The 16587-nt window shown below is 69.2% G+C and carries 15 protein-coding genes; 6 read left to right on the top strand and 9 right to left on the bottom strand.

The genetic code is table 11. The features are described 5' to 3' along the window. Positions 1-43 precede the first annotated feature (43 nt). Positions 44-1171, bottom strand: a complete 1128-nt coding sequence (locus tag CFB41_RS24395) for a 4-hydroxyphenylpyruvate dioxygenase family protein (protein ID WP_089458186.1) — start codon at positions 1169-1171, stop codon at positions 44-46. Between the two features lie 358 nt (positions 1172-1529). Here CFB41_RS24395 and shiA point away from each other — a divergent pair, with 358 nt between their 5' ends. Together shiA and CFB41_RS24380 are read left to right on the top strand one after the other, a co-directional pair. Then, the gene (gene shiA, locus CFB41_RS24385; protein ID WP_089442492.1) at positions 1530-2837 is read left to right on the top strand and encodes a shikimate transporter; all 1308 of its coding nucleotides are present in this window, start codon (positions 1530-1532) and stop codon (positions 2835-2837) included. A gap of 217 nt (positions 2838-3054) precedes the next feature. Next, positions 3055-4356, top strand: coding sequence for a UDP-N-acetylglucosamine 1-carboxyvinyltransferase (locus CFB41_RS24380; protein WP_089458185.1), 1302 nt, complete (start codon positions 3055-3057; stop codon positions 4354-4356). An 87-nt stretch (positions 4357-4443) separates the two neighbouring features. Here CFB41_RS24380 and CFB41_RS38735 read toward each other — a convergent pair whose 3' ends face one another. Continuing rightward, positions 4444-4593: a hypothetical protein gene (locus CFB41_RS38735; protein WP_256941154.1), complete on the bottom strand. Its 150-nt coding sequence runs from the start codon at positions 4591-4593 to the stop codon at positions 4444-4446. A gap of 152 nt (positions 4594-4745) precedes the next feature. Here CFB41_RS38735 and CFB41_RS24370 point away from each other — a divergent pair, with 152 nt between their 5' ends. Then, complete coding sequence (locus CFB41_RS24370) at positions 4746-5516, top strand: IclR family transcriptional regulator C-terminal domain-containing protein (protein WP_089458184.1); 771 nt, start codon at positions 4746-4748, stop codon at positions 5514-5516. 105 nt (positions 5517-5621) lie between these two features. Here CFB41_RS24370 and CFB41_RS24365 read toward each other — a convergent pair whose 3' ends face one another. The 5 genes from CFB41_RS24365 to CFB41_RS24345 all read right to left on the bottom strand — a co-directional run bounded on the left by CFB41_RS24365 (position 5622) and on the right by CFB41_RS24345 (position 11728). After that, the gene (locus tag CFB41_RS24365; protein WP_089458183.1) at positions 5622-7922 is read right to left on the bottom strand and encodes an ATP-dependent DNA helicase; all 2301 of its coding nucleotides are present in this window, start codon (positions 7920-7922) and stop codon (positions 5622-5624) included. Then, entirely contained in the window at positions 7919-9613 is a 1695-nt protein-coding gene (locus CFB41_RS24360) for a VRR-NUC domain-containing protein (protein ID WP_089458182.1), read from the bottom strand. Before CFB41_RS24360 ends, CFB41_RS24365 begins: the two co-directional genes overlap by 4 nt. Before the next feature lie 96 nt (positions 9614-9709). Then, entirely contained in the window at positions 9710-10588 is an 879-nt protein-coding gene (locus CFB41_RS24355) for a MipA/OmpV family protein (protein WP_089442495.1), read from the bottom strand. Between the two features lie 205 nt (positions 10589-10793). Continuing rightward, positions 10794-11105 (bottom strand): hypothetical protein, encoded by a 312-nt coding sequence (locus CFB41_RS24350; protein ID WP_089442496.1) that lies wholly within the window; start codon positions 11103-11105, stop codon positions 10794-10796. A 323-nt stretch (positions 11106-11428) separates the two neighbouring features. Then, positions 11429-11728, bottom strand: coding sequence for a hypothetical protein (locus tag CFB41_RS24345; protein WP_089442745.1), 300 nt, complete (start codon positions 11726-11728; stop codon positions 11429-11431). A 141-nt stretch (positions 11729-11869) separates the two neighbouring features. Between CFB41_RS24345 and CFB41_RS24340 the strand changes: the two genes are divergently transcribed. The 3 genes from CFB41_RS24340 to CFB41_RS24330 all read left to right on the top strand — a co-directional run bounded on the left by CFB41_RS24340 (position 11870) and on the right by CFB41_RS24330 (position 13501). Beyond that, entirely contained in the window at positions 11870-12118 is a 249-nt protein-coding gene (locus CFB41_RS24340; RefSeq protein ID WP_089458181.1) for a hypothetical protein, read from the top strand. A 376-nt stretch (positions 12119-12494) separates the two neighbouring features. Then, positions 12495-12926, top strand: a complete 432-nt coding sequence (locus CFB41_RS24335; RefSeq protein WP_089442497.1) for a CBS domain-containing protein — start codon at positions 12495-12497, stop codon at positions 12924-12926. A 59-nt stretch (positions 12927-12985) separates the two neighbouring features. Then, positions 12986-13501 (top strand): PRC-barrel domain-containing protein, encoded by a 516-nt coding sequence (locus CFB41_RS24330; RefSeq protein WP_089458180.1) that lies wholly within the window; start codon positions 12986-12988, stop codon positions 13499-13501. 13 nt (positions 13502-13514) lie between these two features. Here CFB41_RS24330 and CFB41_RS24325 read toward each other — a convergent pair whose 3' ends face one another. Continuing rightward, positions 13515-14126 (bottom strand): DUF4142 domain-containing protein, encoded by a 612-nt coding sequence (locus CFB41_RS24325; RefSeq protein ID WP_089458179.1) that lies wholly within the window; start codon positions 14124-14126, stop codon positions 13515-13517. A 105-nt stretch (positions 14127-14231) separates the two neighbouring features. Next, positions 14232-16217, bottom strand: coding sequence for an ATP-binding protein (locus tag CFB41_RS24320; protein ID WP_089458178.1), 1986 nt, complete (start codon positions 16215-16217; stop codon positions 14232-14234). Positions 16218-16587 lie beyond the last annotated feature (370 nt).

The following is a 16587-nucleotide window of genomic DNA, read 5'->3' as shown; positions in this document are numbered from 1 at the left end:
CCGACGCCCGATGCCTGACGCCTGATGCGGGCGCCGCGGCCGCTCAGCCGGCGTCGCGCGCGCGGGCGAGTGCCGCGAGATTCCCTTCCCCGAACCCGTGGTGCCCCTTGCGCTGCACGATTTCGAAGAAGATCTCGCCGGGCCGGCGCTTGACGAAGGTCTGGAAGAACAGGCGCGGCACGCCGTCGCTGCCGATCTCGCCGTCGACCAGCACCGCGCGACGGCGCAGCGCGTCGAGGTCGACGCCGTGCCCCGGCAGCCGTGCGCCGACGTCGTCGTAATAGCGGGCCGGCGGCTCGACGAATTCGACGCCGTTCGCCCGCAGCGCATCGACGCAGGACAGGATGTCGTCGGTGGCCAGCGCGACGTGCTGCACGCCCTCGCCGGGGTGGTCGGGCAGGTACGCATGCATCAGCTCGGTGCGCCGCGTGCCTTCCTCATAGACCGGAATCCGCACCGCGCCGCACGGCGATACCATCACGCGCGATTCCTCCGACACGTGCCAGTGCGCGTCGATTTCGTGGATCTCGCGAAAATGCAGCAGGTCGTGGTAGAAATCCAGCCACTCCTGCATGCGCCCTGCGCCGACGGTCTGCGTGAAATGATCGACCTGCTGCAGCCCGACACCCACGCAGTCGAGGTCGGTATGCGCGGTTGCGATGTCGATCGGCCGGAAATCGATGTCGAAGATCGAAATATCGCCGACGCCGCCGCGCTGGCCGTCGCGTCCGCGCCAGCGGTCGACGAAATAGAGGTGTGAATCGCCGATGCCCTGGATCGCCGGGATCTTCAGCTCGCCGACGCCGACCTTCTCGCCCTCGAACGCCCACGCGCCGAGCTCGATCGCCCGCTCGAACGCGCGCCGGGCGCTGGCCACGCGCAGCCCGATCGCGCAGACACCCATTCCGTATTCCTCCGCGTAGCGCGCGGCGAACGAATCGGGCTCGGCGTTGATCAGGAAGTGCATCTGCCCTTGCCGGTAGAGCGTGACGTTCTTGCTGACGTGCCGTGCGATCGCCTTGAAGCCGAACTGCTCGAAGCGCTGCGCGAGCGCCTCCGGCACGGGCGCCGCGAATTCGACGAACTCGAGGCCGGCCATCCCGAGCGGATTGGCAGCCGGATCGGCAACGGGCGGCGTATCGCTGGACAGGGGGTGGGAATTGCCGGGCATTCCAGTCTCCGGGGGCATGCGGTCGATGGGGATGGCGCCCGTCGCGTGCGGAAGGCGCGGCCAGCGTGGCGACCGGGCATCCTACCCCGAACGGGCGAGTTTTCAATGCCGCCAATTTTAACCAGTTCGTTCACGGCGGCACACCCTGGCCAAACGGGATATCGTCACGCCGCCTAGTGCAAACCCGAAAAGCGTTCGATAATCGCACGGACTTGAACGATAATCGCGCACTCTGTCCGATTGGCCAATTGCCGCCGTGCGGCGCGCGCCCTATTCTCCGTTCACTCATCGACTTCAATGCAGCATCGGACGCGGCGCCGCCACGATTCCACGATGCGCCGTGCCAGGAGACATCACCATGACCCCAACCTTCGACACCCTCGACGCCGCAGCCGGCGCCCGCGCGCGCAGCCAGGCCCGCAAGGCCGCGATCGGCAGCTTCGTCGGCGCCGTCGTCGACTGGTACGACTTCCTGCTGTACGGGATCGTCGCCGCGCTCGTATTCAATTCCGAGTTCTTCCCGAAAGTCAGTCCGACGATGGGCACGCTCGCGGCGTTCGCGACCTTCGGCGTCGGCTTCCTGTTCCGGCCGCTCGGCGGCGTCGTGTTCGGCCACTATGGCGACCGGCTCGGCCGCAAGCGGATGCTGGTGCTGACCGTGATGCTGATGGGGCTGTCGACGGTCGCGATCGGCCTGCTGCCGGCGTTCTCGACGATCGGCTGGTGGGCGCCCGTGCTGCTGGTGCTGATGCGCGCGATCCAGGGTTTCGCGGTCGGCGGCGAATGGGGCGGCGCGGCGCTGATGGCCGTCGAAAGCGCGCCGAAGCAGAAGAAGGCGTTCTACAGCAGCGGCGTGCAGGTCGGCTACGGCGTCGGCCTCGTGCTGGCCACGGGCATCGTGTCGATCCTGAGCCACACGCTCGGCGAGGCCGCGTTCAAGTCGTGGGGCTGGCGCCTGCCGTTCGTGTTCAGCATCGTGCTCGTGCTGATCGGGCTGTGGGTGCGCAAGAACATGGACGAATCGCAGGAGTTCGTCGAGAAAGTCGAACACGGTAACCGCAAGCTGCGCCTGCCGGTGCTGGAAGCGCTCACGCGCCATCCGAAGGCATTCCTGCTGATCATCGCGCTGCGCCTGGCCGAACTGTTCACGATGTATATCGTCACCGCGTTCGCGCTCAGCTATTCGACGACGAACCTCGGCATGTCGCGCGACCTGTTCCTGAACATCGGCCTGCTGGTGGGCGCGGTGAGCTGCGTGACGATCCCGTGCTTCGCGTGGCTGGCCGACCGCTACGGCCTGCGCCGCATCTACCTGATCGGCGCGCTGATCGGCCTGGCGTCCGCGGTGCCGTTCTTCGTCGCGCTGGAAGCGCGGTCGGTCGCGTGGATCGTGATCTTCTCGATCCTGCTCGCGAACGCCGCGCACGACATGGTCGTGAGCGTCCAGCAGCCGCTGTTCACCGAGTTGTTCGGCGCCGAGTACCGCTACAGCGGCGCGGGCGTCGGCTACCAGTTCGCGAGCGTGGTCGGCGGCGGGTTCACGCCGTTCATCGCGGTCGGCCTCGTCAGCGTCGCCGGTGGCTCGTGGCACCTCGTCGCCGGTTATCTCGCGGTGGGCTGCCTGATCTCGCTGGTGGTCGCTGCGCGGATGCGGGCGGCGCAGTAACACCCTGACCGGATGGCCGGCCCGATGCGCGGCCGGCCATCCCGCGTGGCTCGACGATGACCTGCAACGGCGCCACTGCGTCGCGTTCGGGCGCACGACGTCAAACACTGTCAGTTACGCACGTCGATTCCCCCTTTTCCCCTCTGAACATTCCACGCCGCCCGCCGACCAATGGCATCATATGGGCCTACGTCAGTCACCGATACGCCCCCATATCATGTCGAATCTCATCGTCCACGGCGGCACTCCGCTGCGCGGGGACATCAAGCCGTCCGCGAACAAGAACGCCGTCCTGCCGATTCTGTGCGCCACCCTGTTGACCGATCAGCCGCTGCGCCTCATCGGCGTGCCGGACATCACCGACGTGCGCAAGATCCTCGACATCTTCCGCACGCTCGGCAGCGACGTGTCGGTCGACTTCACGACGGGCCTGCTCGAACTCCACCATCGCAACACGAAATTCGATCCGGCCGTCCACCGGCTGCCGGAAGCGATGCGCTCGTCGATCATGCTGATCCCGCCGCTGCTCGCGCGCTTCGGCGTCGCGCGCCTCGAGAACGACGTGAAGGGCTGCACGCTCGGCGTGCGCGAGATCGATCCGCACGTCGAGGTGTTCGAGCGCTTCGGCGCGCATATCGAGCGCACGCCCGATTCGCTGATCGTCCGCACCGACGGCCCGCTGACGGCCAACGACCACTGGCTCGACTATGCGTCGGTGACGACCACCGAGAACTTCGCGCTGTGCGCGACGGCCGCCAACGGCACGTCGACGCTGATGAATGCCGCGTCCGAGCCGCATGTGCAGGAGTTCAGCCAGTTCCTCGCGATGATCGGCGTCGCGATCGAGGGCATCGGCACGTCGCGGCTGTGTGTGACGGGCGGCGGCAAGCTCGGCGGCGGCGAGTTCCGCTTCGCCGAGGATTTCCACGAGATCGCGACGTTCCTCGCGCTCGGCGCGATCACCGGCGGCGACATCACGGTGCGCAACTCGTCGCCCGAACATTTCCCGCTGATCGACCGCACGTTCGCGAAGTTCGGCGTGACCGTCACGCACCGCGACGGCTGGTCGCGCGCGGAACGCGACGGCCCGCTGCGTGTGCGCCGGCCGTTCACGCAGAACATCCTCACCAAGGTCGAAGCCGCGCCGTGGCCGTACCTGCCGGTCGACTTGCTGCCGATCTTCATCGCACTCGGCGTGCGTGCGGAAGGCAGCGCGATGTTCTGGAACAAGGTGTACGACGGCGCGCTCGGCTGGTCCGGCGAACTGTCGAAGTTCGGCGCGCACGTGCTGCTGTCCGATCCGCACCGGCTGATCACGTTCGGCGGGCTGCAACTGACGCCGGCGCGCGTCGAGAGCCCGTACATCATCCGTGTCGCGATCGCGCTGCTGATGGTGGCCGCGAGTATCGAAGGCCGCTCGGAAATCATGAACGCGCTGCCGATCCGCCGCGCGCACCCGCACTTCGTCGAGAACCTGCGCTCGGTGGGCGCGAACGTCGAGTGGACGAGCAGCGAATAAAGCCCTGACGGTACGGCGCACGCGCTGCGAGCGGCCGTACCACCCGCCACACCCGGCCGGCGCCTGCGCCGGTCGCTCCCTCCTGCTTTACTCGCCTCCCCCGCAATCGACATCACCGCCGCCCATGTGGTCGAAGCCGTAGAGCATCACGGCCGTCGTGCCGCGCGCGGAATTGCTTGGGCGTTTCGCCAGGCTTTCGTCGAGCGGAGACGACGGATACTGGACACTCGTGTCCATCAGGTTGCCCGGCTCCGAGCGCAACTCCGCTTCGGTCAGCTTGCTCCCGTCCGCGCGCGGCAGCCCGAACGCCTTGCGTACGTCCGCTTAAAGTGCGCGATAATCGCCCATTCACGCGCGATTACCGCGCATTCCGACGCCTGCTCACGACGATGAAAAAGCCTGAACTCGACCGACGCGACTGGATTGCCGGCCTCGAAAAAGGCCTGGCGATCCTCGAGGCGTTCGACAGCCAGCATGCGCGCATGACGCCCACCCAGGCCGCCGCGCGCACCGGCCTCACGCGCACGGCCGCGCGGCGCTACCTGCTGACGCTCGAATCACTCGGCTACGTGTACACCGACGGCAAGCTGTACGGTCTCACGCCGCGCGTGCTGCGGGTCGGCTGGTCGTACTTCGATTCGGCCCGCCTGCCGCGCACGGTCCAGCCCTATCTGCAGCAATTGAGCGCATCGCTGAACGAGTCGGCGTACGTGAGCGTGCTCGACGACTGGGAACTCGTGTTCATCGCGCGCAACGGCGTGTCGCGGGTGATGACGACCGGCTTCGTGCTCGGCGCGCGCGTGCCGGCGCCGCTGACGTCGCCCGGCGTCGTGCTGCTCGCCCATCATCCGGATCGCGAAGCCGTGCGCGCGTGGCTCGACGACACCGAACTGCCGCCGTTCACGCCGCACACGATCACCAACAAGGCGCGCCTGCTCGAACAGGTCGACCAGGCACGCGACGCCGGTTTCGCGGCGATCGAACAGCAATTGCAGGTCGGCGTGCGCGGGATCGCGGTGCCGCTGAAGAACCGTCATGGTGAAGTGGTCGCTGCGCTGAGCACCAACATGCCGATCGGCGCGGAGACGACCGACGCGGCCGTGCGGCGCGTCCTGCCGCATCTGCAGGAAACCGCGCTCGCGATGCTGAATGTGCTGTAGCGGCAGCACTCACCCAGGCCGCGTCCGCGGCCGCCCGATCTCGCTACGCGACGGATGGCGCTCACCTGCCGGAATCCGCAGTCTGCCGGCAGCGCCTCGTCCGTCTCACCCGATCCGCCACCACCGCGGCAGCAGGTCGCGCACTTCGCGCCGCCGGTAACGGTCGTCGATCAGGTGTACGACACCTTCGTCGTGCTCGGTGCGGATCACGCGCCCGGCCGCCTGCACGACCTTCTGCAAGCCCGGGTACAGGTACATGTAGTCGTAGCCGTTGCCGAAGCGTGCTTCCATCGCGCGCCGCATCTGCTCGTTGACGTCGTTGACCTGCGGCAACCCGAGCGTCGCGATGAACGCGCCGATCAGGCGCTCGCCGACCAGGTCCACGCCTTCCGAGAATGCCCCGCCCAGCACCGCGAAGCCGACGCCGCGCCCGCCAGCGTCGAAGCGGGCGAGAAAGGCGTCGCGCTCGCTTTCCGCCATGCCGGGCGCCTGCGCCCAGACGGGCACGTCCGGATGCCGCGTCTGCATCAGCGCGACCACGCGCCCCAGGTAGTCGAAGCTGCTCAGGAAGCCGAGGTAGTTGCCGGGCCGCGTCGCGTATTGCGCGGCGATCAGATCGGCGATCGGTTCGAGCGAACGGTCGCGGTCGCGCCAGCGCGTCGACACGTGGCTCGCGACGCGCACCGTGAGTTGCTCGGCGCGGAACGGCCCGTCGACGTCGAGCCAGCCCGTGTCGCCGGGCAACCCGAGCGTGTCGCGATAGAAATGAAACGGGCTCAGCGTGCCCGAGAACAGCACGGTCGCGCACGCGGCTTCGTAGCGCGGCGCGAGAAAGCCGGCCGGAATCACGTTGCGCACGCACAGCGTCGACTGGACGCGGCGCCGGCGGCCGGCCGACGCCGCGCCGTCCAGCGCCGGCTGGCGCGGCATCGGTTCGCCGTGCAGCGTCGCGTCGAAGATCGACGCGCTGTCGAACGCCTCGGCCAGCACGCCGAACTGGATCGCCTCGAAATGAAACCGCAGCAGTGCATCGCCGTTCGCGCGCGGCGCGTCGGCCAGGTGTTCGCCGATTGCCGCGACGAGGTTCTGCACGGCCGACACGATCGGGCCCGGGATCTCCGGATACGCGGCATAGCGCTCGGCCTGCGCGCGGCTGACCGAACCCCAGGCGCGGGCTAGCCGGTCGAACGCCTTGCGCAGCGCTGCAGGCGCAATCTCGCGGGCCGCCGCGAACGCGAACGGATCGAGCGACGCGCTGTACATCTTCCTCGCGCGATCGAGCAGGTTGTGCGCTTCGTCGACGAGCACGCCGACACGCCACTGGTTCTGCTGCGCAAGCGTGTGCAGCATCGCGCTGCCGTCGTAGTAGTAGTTGTAGTCGCCGATCACCATGTCGGACCAGCGCGCGAGCTCCTGCGACAGGTAGTACGGGCAGACGTCGTGCGCGAGCGCCGCTGCGCGTACGGTCTCGCGGTCGAGCAGCCCGGCCTCGATGGCCGCATCGCGCGCGGCCGGCAGCCGGTCGTAGAAGCCTTTCGCGAGCGGACACGATTCGCCGTGGCATGCGCTGTCCGGATGCTCGCACGCCTTGTCGCGCGCGACGAGTTCCAGCACGCGCAGCGGCAGCGCCGGCGTGCCGGCGCCGAGCGTCGTCGCCGCTTCGAGCGCGAGCGCGCGGCCGGGTGTCTTCGCGGTCAGGAAGTACACGTGATCGAGCTCGCCCTCGCCGCAGGCCTTCAGCAGCGGAAACACGGTGCCGAGCGTCTTGCCGATGCCGGTCGGCGCCTGCGCCATCAGGCACCGCTCGTCGCGTGCCGCGCGATAGACGGCCACCGCCAGCTCGCGCTGGCCGCTGCGGAACTGACCGTGCGGAAACGCCAGCGCGCGCAGCGCCGCATCGCGCGCCGCCCGATGGGCCGTCTCGCGCTCGGCCCAGCCGACGAAGCACGCGCACTGCTCGGCAAAGAACGTCGCAAGCTCGGCCGCGCCCAGCGTTTGCGTCAGCACCGTCTCGCGCTCGGACACGATGTCGAAATAGACGAGCGCGACGTCGATTTCGGCGAGGCTGCGGGCGTCGCACATCAGGTGCGCGTAGACCTTTGCCTGCGCCCAGTGCAGCGCGCGGTGGTTGTCAGGCATCGCATCGAGGCTGCCGCGATAGGTCTTGATTTCCTCGAGACGATTCGCCACCGGGTCGTAGCCGTCCGCGCGGCCGCGCACGGTGAGCGTACCCCAGGTGCCCGTCAGCGCGATCTCGGTTTCGTAGCGGGCGCCGCGGTTCGACGTGACCGCACCGTGGCCGGCGATGCCTTCGAGCGCGGTCGGCGCAGGTGTGAAGCGCAGGTCGAGGTCGCCGCGTCGCGCGGTGAACTCGCACATCGCCCGCACCGCGACGACATAGCTCATGCGGACAGCCCCGCCGCTTCGGCGTGCGCGACGCCCTCGCCGGCCCACTCGACATCGATCACGCGCACCGGCATGCCGTGCGCGAGGCAGTACGCGAGCCAGCGCGTCTGGTTGTCCTGCAGGCGGTCGCCGGGGCCTTTCACCTCGATGAGTTCGTAGCGGCGCTCGCCGGGCCAGAAACGGACGAGATCGGGCAACCCCGAGCGGTTGCTGCGGATATCCGCGAGCAGGCGCGTGAACCACAGCCGCAGGTGCTCGGGCGGCAGGCACGCGAGCGCCTCGTCGAGCAACGCGTCCGTCAGCACGCCCCAGAACACGAACGGCGATTGCAGCCCGGCCTTCGTCGCGAAATGCCGGCGGATCGTGTCGCGATAGGCGCCCGAATCGAGCTGCGCAAAGCACGCGGCGAACGCTTCCGCACGACGCGCGACGAAATCGGGTGCGTGCAGATCGGCCGGGCCGCGCTGGAACGGGTGGAAGAACGCACCGGGCACCGCGGCGAACACGGGCTCCCAGCACAGCAGCCCGAACAGCGAATTGATCAGCGTGTTTTCGACGTAGTGAACCGGCGAAGCCGGTTGCGCAAGATGGTCGCGCACCGCGAATTCGACGCTGACGAACGCATCGGGGCGCGCGATCACGAGCGTCTCGCGCGGCACGTCGGCCGCCGCGGCAGCCCGTTCGACGCGCTGGCCGAGCCGGCGCTGCAGGCGCGGCAGCATCCGCTCGACACGCTGGCGCTCCTCGTCGCTCTCGAAGCCGCAGCGCGCATCGAGCGCCAGCGCGAGCGCCTCGTCGTCACGCCCGCAGCGTTCGAGCACACGGATGCGCCGATGGCGGCTGCCGGGCCACGCGCTGCGCGCATACGCGTCGAGCGCGCCGTCCCAGTCGGCCCGGCGCTCACACGTCTGCCCGAGCGCGAACAGCAGCTTCGCACGACGCGTCGCGAGCCAGGGCTGGCCGCAACCGACCGCGTCGATCGCGCGCATCAGGTCGTCGAACGGCAGATCGTCGGGCCACGCGTCGAGCGCGTCGCGACAGGTCTGCAGCGCGAGATACGCGTCGACGTCGCCGCGTTGCTGGAACGCGCGCGACGACGGCGCGATCGGCACGCTTTCGTACTGGAACACGCCGAGATCGGCGAGCACGAACTCGCTCCAGTCCTGATGGAGATTGCCGAAGAACATCAGGCGCAGCCGGTCGCACAGCGCGCCGACCGTCACGCGCAACACGCGGTCGCCGGCCTGCGCGCACCACGCGTCGAGCGGTTGCGCGACGTCGTGCGCGGGCCGCAGCCGCTCGAGCCATTCGGGCTTGCGCTCGCCCGCATGCGCGGCGAGTGCCGGAAAGATGCGCAGCAGATCGGCCTTGGTCGACAGCGCGAACAGTTCGTCGAGCGTCAGCGCAGGCGCCGGATCGACCCAGCCGAGTGCGACGAGTGGCGCGACCGCGTCGAGCGCGCAGCCGATTTCGTCGTAGACGAGCTTGCTGGCGCGGAAGTCGGAGCCGTTGCGCATCAGCATCCGCACGAGCAGCGCGCGCGACGCCTGCGGCAGTGTCGCGAACTGGCGGACGAACGCGTGCTCGTGTGCGTCGAACAGGTCGCCGTAACGCGCGCCGAGCCAGGCCAGCGCGCGTTCGAAATTGGTCAGGTAGTAAAACGCCGGGGGCGTCGGCGATGCAGGTGTCACGGGGATCGATCACTGTACATTTGTACAGGTCGGAATCATATCAAATGTGACGGCAACTGCCGCACGCCCCGTCGGCGATTGGCCCCCGGCCCCCGCTCAAAACTGGTAATTCACCGACATGTCGAACACGCCGTTGGTCCTCTGCTGCGTGATCGGGCTGTGCGCGGCGCGGCCGACGAGTTGCTCGAGCGCGCCGTCGATCGTCACGAACCAGTGCTTGTTCACGAACCAGGCCATCGTCACGCCCGCGCCGACCGACTTGAGCCCGGCCCCCGACGAATAGGCCGGCAACCCGGAACGCGCGGCAGCGCCCGGGCTCACGCCGAACCAGCTGTTCATGTAGCGCGAATCGGCGAACGACACGGTCGGCCCCGCGAACCAGAAGAAATGCTCGTTGCTGCCCGGCAGCGGCATGTATGCGGAAAAATCGCCGACCCAGCCATTCGAGCCGCCGATGCTGCGCCGGACATCCGCGCGCAGCACGAGCGGAAATTCCTTCGAGATCACGTAATCGGCCGCCAGTTTCATCACCGGCGCCGCGTTGATGTTGTCGAGGCCGTTCAGGTGCTGGATGTCGTCGGCCGAGCGGCGCCCGAGGTCGTAACCGACGGACAGGCTCACGCGCCAGTTCGGCCCGCGCAGCACGTTCGCGCCGAGCCCTTCGCCGGTCGACAGGAAGAACAGGTCGCGATAGCGGATATCGACCGTCGGGCCGCCCATCACGCGATAGCGATCGGAGCCCGCATAGCGTGGCTGCAGCGTCATCGCGGCGCCCATGCTGATATCCCAGGTGGAGACATTCGGCTCGAACAGTTTTTGGAGCGGCACGCCCGCCGAGTATTGCCACTCGCCGAGCGGTGAAGGCGTCTGGGCCGACGCGTCGCGGGCGCCAACAGCGGCAAGCGCCGCGCTGGCCGACACCGCGGAAACGAACCGGCGTGCGCCGGGTGACAGCAAAGAGCGAGCAACAGTCATCAAGGTCCCCGTCGGTTGCGCGAAACGAACCCGAAGTAAAGGAGCGCATTGCGCCTCTTCGGCTGCAGCGGCTGGCAGCCTGCGGCGCGAACGTAGCGTGCGCTGAATTAACGGACATCCTACGCGACACACGCACGGACGCAAAGCGCCCGCTGCGTGCGGGCACTTTGCCGTACGCGGGACAGTCCGGTGAAGCGTGACGGAATCAGAATCGCTCGACGTGATAGTCGCCGGCCAGCGCGGCCGGACTGCGCGTCGACATCATCCGCGAGAAGCCGTCGGCGAGCCGACCGAGCGCGAGCTGTTTCTGGCTTGCATCCCAGTGCGTATAGGTGTCGTACGCGGCATCGTCGAACGACACGGTGACGGCGGCCGGGCGGCCGCTGGCGCGAAAGCCGATCTGCAGCACGCCGCCCGGCAATTCCTCGATGTGATAGTGCAGCGAGCGCGACTCGAAATAGCGGCCCAGCACCTGAGCGATCGCGCGCTTGTCTGGCGATTGCACGTGAATGTCCATGAGGGTCCTCCTTTTTTCAGTGTTCGCGCGGACGGTTGTGATGCACCGCCTCCCGGCATCCGCATCGGTGGCGGCTGCGACGGCGGGTCGCCTTGCGGCAGCCCATCCGGCACGGGCGGATCGACGGGATCGTCGTGCCCGGGCGGCGGCGGGTCCGGGTCGACATCGGGCGTCGTCGGCTCGGGGCGATGCAGCTTGGATGGCGTGTTCATGTCTCTCCTGCGCGACGGCGCGCGCATCTCGATGGCGGCGGCACCGTGCGCAAGCGGCGTGCCCGCTCCTGCGCGCCCGGTTGCCCATTCCGGCCGGACGCCGTCGTGCGCTCAGTCGTCGTAGGCCGCCATCACCAGCCACATCGTGCGGCCTTCCGCGGTCAGCCGTGCCGCGAGCGCGAACCGGTCGGACGGCCTGCATTCGGCGACGAGCGCCCGCTGCGCGCGCTCGGGGCCGTCGTAGACGGTGTCGTTCAGTTCGCGTACCTCGTCCTTGCCGTCGAACATGCGCCGCTCGGGCCGATAGACCAGCGACTCGCGCTTCCACGTGTCGAAACGCTCGCGCACGTGGGCGAAATCGCCGCCGCATACGTTCGCGTCGTAACGTATCCTTTCCCTGGCTGCATTCATCACGATGTCCTCTTGTCCACGCCGACGGCGCAGCGTGGTTGCGCCGCGCCCCGTGCGGTGTCGCCCACGCGCAAGCGTCGTGCCGTCGGCCCGCGCGGGCATGGCGCTTGCGCGTGTATCCATGACCAAGGAGGTTCGACCATGACCGTTCACGCCCCCGGCCGCCACGACGCCGTGTCACCGGCTGCCGGACTGCTCTGGCTCGCCACGTCGCGCCCGCCGTCCGAAGACAAGACGGAGGAGCGCATCGACGAGGGCCTCGAGGAGACGTTTCCGGCCAGCGACCCGCCCGCCGTGGGCGGCGCGACCCGTATCGATCCTGCCAAGCCGTCCGGCGAGCACGAACGCCGCTCGCCGCACGCCCCTTCACCGCCCCGCGATCACGGCTGACGGCGGCACCCGGCCCGCGCTGCGCAGCGGCGCAGCGGCGTGCCGGAGCAATCCGGAGTTGATCTGATGAAACGCCTTGAACGCAGATGGCATGAAGTCAGCGGCGCCGCCGGCGTCGCCGCGCTGGCAGCGATCGAAAGCGCGGTGGTGCTCGCGATCGTCGCGATGACGGGCATCGGCCACTGACGTCGTACCCCGCCCGTTCGCGGCGGCGGCCGTGGAAGATGTACAAGCGGGCTGGCAAATTTCTCCGTCGCCTGGCCGGCGAGGCCCGTTCACGCTGATAGCGGCCTGCATTTGCCGAGGCTCGGCGTGTGCGACCCGCGCGCGGCACGCCATCTGCTCCCCGATAGTCTTGCTCACGAAGGAGACGTTCATGTATCGCGTCACCGAAATCATGTCGCGCGACGTGGTGTGCGTCGCGCCGACCGACACGATTCGCCACGCGGCCGAACTGATGCGGCGCTTCGATATCGGCGTGCTGCCCGTTTGCGACGGCGCCGAACTCGTCGCGATCGTGACCGACCGCGACCTCGCGGTGCGCGGACTGTCGCACGGCCATTCGTCCGATACGCCCGTGCAGGCGGTCGCGTCCCAACCGGTGCAGTGGTGCGTCGAGGACGACGGTGTCGGCGACGTCCAGCAGCGGATGGCCGACGTGCAGTTGCATCGGATGCCGGTGCTCGACCGCAACCGGCGGCTGGTCGGCATCGTGTCGCTCGGCGACATCGCGACGCGCGCGGGCGGCCCCGAGCGCGACGAGCTGGCCAATACGCTCGAGGACGTGTCGTTGCCGCGCCGGCGCTGACCGGCGCCCGTTGATACCACGTGGCCCGCCCGGGTGCCGCTTCGACCAGGAGGTGTTCGATGACAACGGACAGACCGTCGCGTGACGACACGCGCATCGTCGGCAGCAACCGCCGCACCGCAGGCGGCGGGCCAGGGCCCGACGTGATGGCCGCCCGCACGCTCGAAGGCGATCGCGTGCTGACGATGGATGGCGACGACATCGGCCAGGTCGCCGACATCATGCTCGACGTGCGCGCCGGCCGGATCGCGTATGCGGTCGTGTCGTCCGGCAGCGCGCCGGGGGGCGGCGACAAGCTGCTCGCGGTGCCGTGGAACGTGCTGGTGCTCGACGTCGAGCGCCAATGCTTCGTGCTGCCCGTCCCCACCGAACGCGTGCGCGAAGCCCCCGGCTTCGACAGGAACCGCTGGCCCGCGATGGCCGATCCGGCGTGGGCCGAGGCGCTGCATGCGTACTACGGCAGTTCGCCGTACTGGCTGATCGAGGAAGGAGAAACGGCGCTCGACTCCCCGCCTTACGAGGCGTCGCCGGGCGGCCCCGACGCGCCTGAAAGCCCCGACGGCGGCAAGCGGTAGCGCGAATCGGCGCTCAGTGTGCGGCCGCCACCGTCTGCGCGAGTTGCCGTGCGGCGGCCAGGTGCGCCTTCAGCGTCGGCAACGCGCGGGCCGCGAACGCGCGAAGCTGCGGATCGCGGCCGTCGCGCGCTTCCGTTTCGTACAGCCGAATCGCATCTTCATGCGCGCGCGGGCCTGCCACCGCGACATAGGCCGTGTCGAACGCATGCCCTTCCTTGGTTCGCAACGCGGTCACGGCCGGATCGACGAGCATCCGCGACTGAACCGGTACGCCCTTGGTCGCGCCAAGCTGCCGCAATTCGTCGGCGAGCCGCCCGTGATCGTCGACCAGCCGGCGCGCGAACGCCTTCACGTTGGGGTTCGACGAGCGGTCGAGCGCGAGCTGGCTGGCCTGCCGCGCCACCTTGCCGATCATGCCGGCCTTGTCGACGAATTCCGCATCGACACCGGTCGGCCGCTGGGTCATGCCGGCCTCGTCGGGCGTCGTGCCGGGGCGGATGACACCCGGCGCGACCTGGGCCGACGAAGCCGGTAACGCCTGCTCATGGGCGAGTACGGCGATCGATGCGCCGACGCTCGCGGCCAGCACGATCGCCGCCGGCCGATGAATCCGATTCGTTTTCATTCGAACCTCCGTGTGTCGCGACGGAGCGAGCCGACCGCGCGGGCGCCGTTGCGTCCATCGCGCCGCCTCCCTTCGTCGTGACCCGGCGAGCCGCCACGCCGGCTGCTACCGGCCGCGCCCTTTCCGATGGTGCGCGGCGTCCGGCGCGACATCGGCGATCACGCTCGCCAGCGTCGGCATGTCCACCGGCTTGCGCAGATACGCGTCGAACCCGGCCGCCATCACGCGGTGCCGGTCGGCGTTGCCGGCGTGGGCCGTGACCGCGACGACAGGCAGATGCCCGCTGCTGCCCGGCAAATGACGGATGCGGTCGAGCAGCCAGAAGCCGTCACCGTCCGGCATCGCGAGATCCGACAGCACGACGTTCGGCGCCTGCCGTTCCACCGCGTCGAGCGCGTCGTGCCCCGACTGCGCGGTCGATACCTGCGCGCCCATCGTCTCGAGGGCCGCGGCGAGGCTCGCGCGTGATGTCGCGTCGTCGTCGACGACGAGCACGCGCTGGCCGTCGAGCGTCACCGGGTCCGGCGTGCCCGCTGCCTGCAGCAGGTTGTCGGCCGGATCGTCAACGTCCCAGCCAGCCGGCAGCGTGACCGTGACGGTCGTCCCGCGCCCGGTACCCGCGCTCGTCGCCACGACATCGCCACCGTGCAGTTGCGCGATGTTGCGCACGATCGACAGGCCGAGCCCGAGGCCGCGCTCCGGCGACGCGAATGCGCGTTCGGGCCGGCTGAACGTCTCGAACAGGTGCGGCAGGTATTCCGGCGCAATGCCCTGCCCCGTATCGGCGACCGACAGCCGCACGCGCTCGCCGGCCCGGGCCAGCGACACGACGATGCGCCCGCCCGGCGGCGTGAACTTGATCGCGTTCGACAACAGGTTCGACAGGAGCTGGCGCACGCGCTCGCGGTCCGCCGGAATCACGCAGGCCGGCATCGCGCATTCGGTCGACAGCTCGAGCCCGCTCGCCCGTGCCGTCGCGTCGAGCTCACGCGTGGCATCGCGCACGACCCGCACGAGATCGACCGGCACGCGCTCGAGGCGCAACCGGCCGGTCGCGAGCGACGACGCATCGAGCAGGTCGGCCACCATGTGCGACAGCGACCGCGCGCTGCGGTCGATCGCGTCGACGGCCTGTTGCGCGAGCCCCTGGCCGTCGACGTTGCGCAGCACCTCGACCCAGCCGTAGATCACGTTCAGCGGCGTGCGCAGCTCGTGCGACACCGTGGCCAGCAGTTCGTCCTTCAGCCGGTTCGACGTGTCCGCCTGGGCGCGTGCGTCGCGCGCGCCGCGCAGCGAGCGCAGGTTGCGCCGCTCGCCGCGGCGTCGTTCGTGCGCGTCGCGCAGCGTCATCGACAGGCCCGTGCAGTTGCCCTGCGCATCGACCATCGGCGAAGCGGCGAAGGTCGCCCGAAAACGGCTCCCGTCGCGTCGCACGCACAGCACGTCGAGCGGACCGACCGGCGCGTGCAGGTTCGCGAACGACGCGGGCAACGGATGGCGCCGCAACCAGCGCGGCGCGATCATCGCGGCGACGTCGCGCCCGGCGGCCTGCGTTGTGTCGATGCCGAAGATCCGCCGAGCGGCCGGATTCCAGCTCGTGATCCGGCGTGCGACATCGACCCCGACGATCGCATCGGGCGAAGCGTCGACCACACGGCGCAGCAGGCGCTCGTCGGGTACCGGCACGCGTGCGGCCGGCGCCGGCTCGCGATGCGGCTCGCGGGCAGCAGCGTCGTCATCGGGTTCGCGCAGACGATCGTTCGCGAGCAGCGGCTTCACGGCCGTCACGAGCACGCACTCGACGAAGCTGATCGCGACGAATGCGCCGGCCTGCACGAGCAACGCGGCCAGCGGCGCATCACGCCACCACAGCGTGCCGATCACGGCCACGCTCAACGCGGCCGCGGCCAGCCCACCGCCGAACGATGTCAGCCAAGCGACAGCCGCAACGCCTGCATAAAAGGGCAGCGGCGCAAATGGCGCGTGCTCGCCGACGACGCGAACCGCCCACGCCTGCAGCGCGGACGCCAGCCCGACGGCCAGCACGATCCATGCACCCTGCCGTAACAGCTCACGGGTCAGGGTCCTCATTGCATCCTTGCCTCGCGCCGGCTCCGGTCGCACGGCGTCATGCCGCAAGTCGAGCATCCGGCCTGCCGTCGAGCGTGCCGGGCGAGCCTGGCGGCATCCGCAAGCGGCATGCCCGGCGCGGGCCATGGTTGGCCGCCAGGCTGACTCCCGGGCTGTCGGGTGCGCCGTAACAGGCTGAGCACCGGCCGGTGTCGCGCGCCGCATCAACGCAAAATAGTCACGACCGGATTTTTCATCGGAATTCTGTAAAAAAGCACCGATACGACCCTGGATGACACGGAGAGGCCGCGATGCGCGTCAGGAGTCGATGGTCTGTCTCTTCTGTCCCCGCCGCGCGCATTGGAAATTTCTATTTCGCGGCACCTTCGTG

Source organism: Burkholderia sp. AU33803 (assembly GCF_002223095.1).
Classification (GTDB): domain Bacteria; phylum Pseudomonadota; class Gammaproteobacteria; order Burkholderiales; family Burkholderiaceae; genus Burkholderia.
This window is presented reverse-complemented; position numbering and strand designations above follow the sequence as displayed.

What these genes read in the sequence shown, in the direction of transcription:
- CFB41_RS24395 (WP_089458186.1), bottom strand. Translation starts at nt 1,171, where the DNA reads ATGCCCGGCAATTCCCACCCCCTGTCCAGCGATACGCCGCCCGTTGCC.
- shiA (WP_089442492.1), top strand. Translation starts at nt 1,530, where the DNA reads ATGACCCCAACCTTCGACACCCTCGACGCCGCAGCCGGCGCCCGCGCG.
- CFB41_RS24380 (WP_089458185.1), top strand. Translation starts at nt 3,055, where the DNA reads ATGTCGAATCTCATCGTCCACGGCGGCACTCCGCTGCGCGGGGACATC.
- CFB41_RS38735 (WP_256941154.1), bottom strand. Translation starts at nt 4,593, where the DNA reads ATGGACACGAGTGTCCAGTATCCGTCGTCTCCGCTCGACGAAAGCCTG.
- CFB41_RS24370 (WP_089458184.1), top strand. Translation starts at nt 4,746, where the DNA reads ATGAAAAAGCCTGAACTCGACCGACGCGACTGGATTGCCGGCCTCGAA.
- CFB41_RS24365 (WP_089458183.1), bottom strand. Translation starts at nt 7,922, where the DNA reads ATGAGCTATGTCGTCGCGGTGCGGGCGATGTGCGAGTTCACCGCGCGA.
- CFB41_RS24355 (WP_089442495.1), bottom strand. Translation starts at nt 10,588, where the DNA reads ATGACTGTTGCTCGCTCTTTGCTGTCACCCGGCGCACGCCGGTTCGTT.
- CFB41_RS24350 (WP_089442496.1), bottom strand. Translation starts at nt 11,105, where the DNA reads ATGGACATTCACGTGCAATCGCCAGACAAGCGCGCGATCGCTCAGGTG.
- CFB41_RS24345 (WP_089442745.1), bottom strand. Translation starts at nt 11,728, where the DNA reads ATGAATGCAGCCAGGGAAAGGATACGTTACGACGCGAACGTATGCGGC.
- CFB41_RS24340 (WP_089458181.1), top strand. Translation starts at nt 11,870, where the DNA reads ATGACCGTTCACGCCCCCGGCCGCCACGACGCCGTGTCACCGGCTGCC.
- CFB41_RS24335 (WP_089442497.1), top strand. Translation starts at nt 12,495, where the DNA reads ATGTATCGCGTCACCGAAATCATGTCGCGCGACGTGGTGTGCGTCGCG.
- CFB41_RS24330 (WP_089458180.1), top strand. Translation starts at nt 12,986, where the DNA reads ATGACAACGGACAGACCGTCGCGTGACGACACGCGCATCGTCGGCAGC.
- CFB41_RS24325 (WP_089458179.1), bottom strand. Translation starts at nt 14,126, where the DNA reads ATGAAAACGAATCGGATTCATCGGCCGGCGGCGATCGTGCTGGCCGCG.
- CFB41_RS24320 (WP_089458178.1), bottom strand. Translation starts at nt 16,217, where the DNA reads ATGAGGACCCTGACCCGTGAGCTGTTACGGCAGGGTGCATGGATCGTG.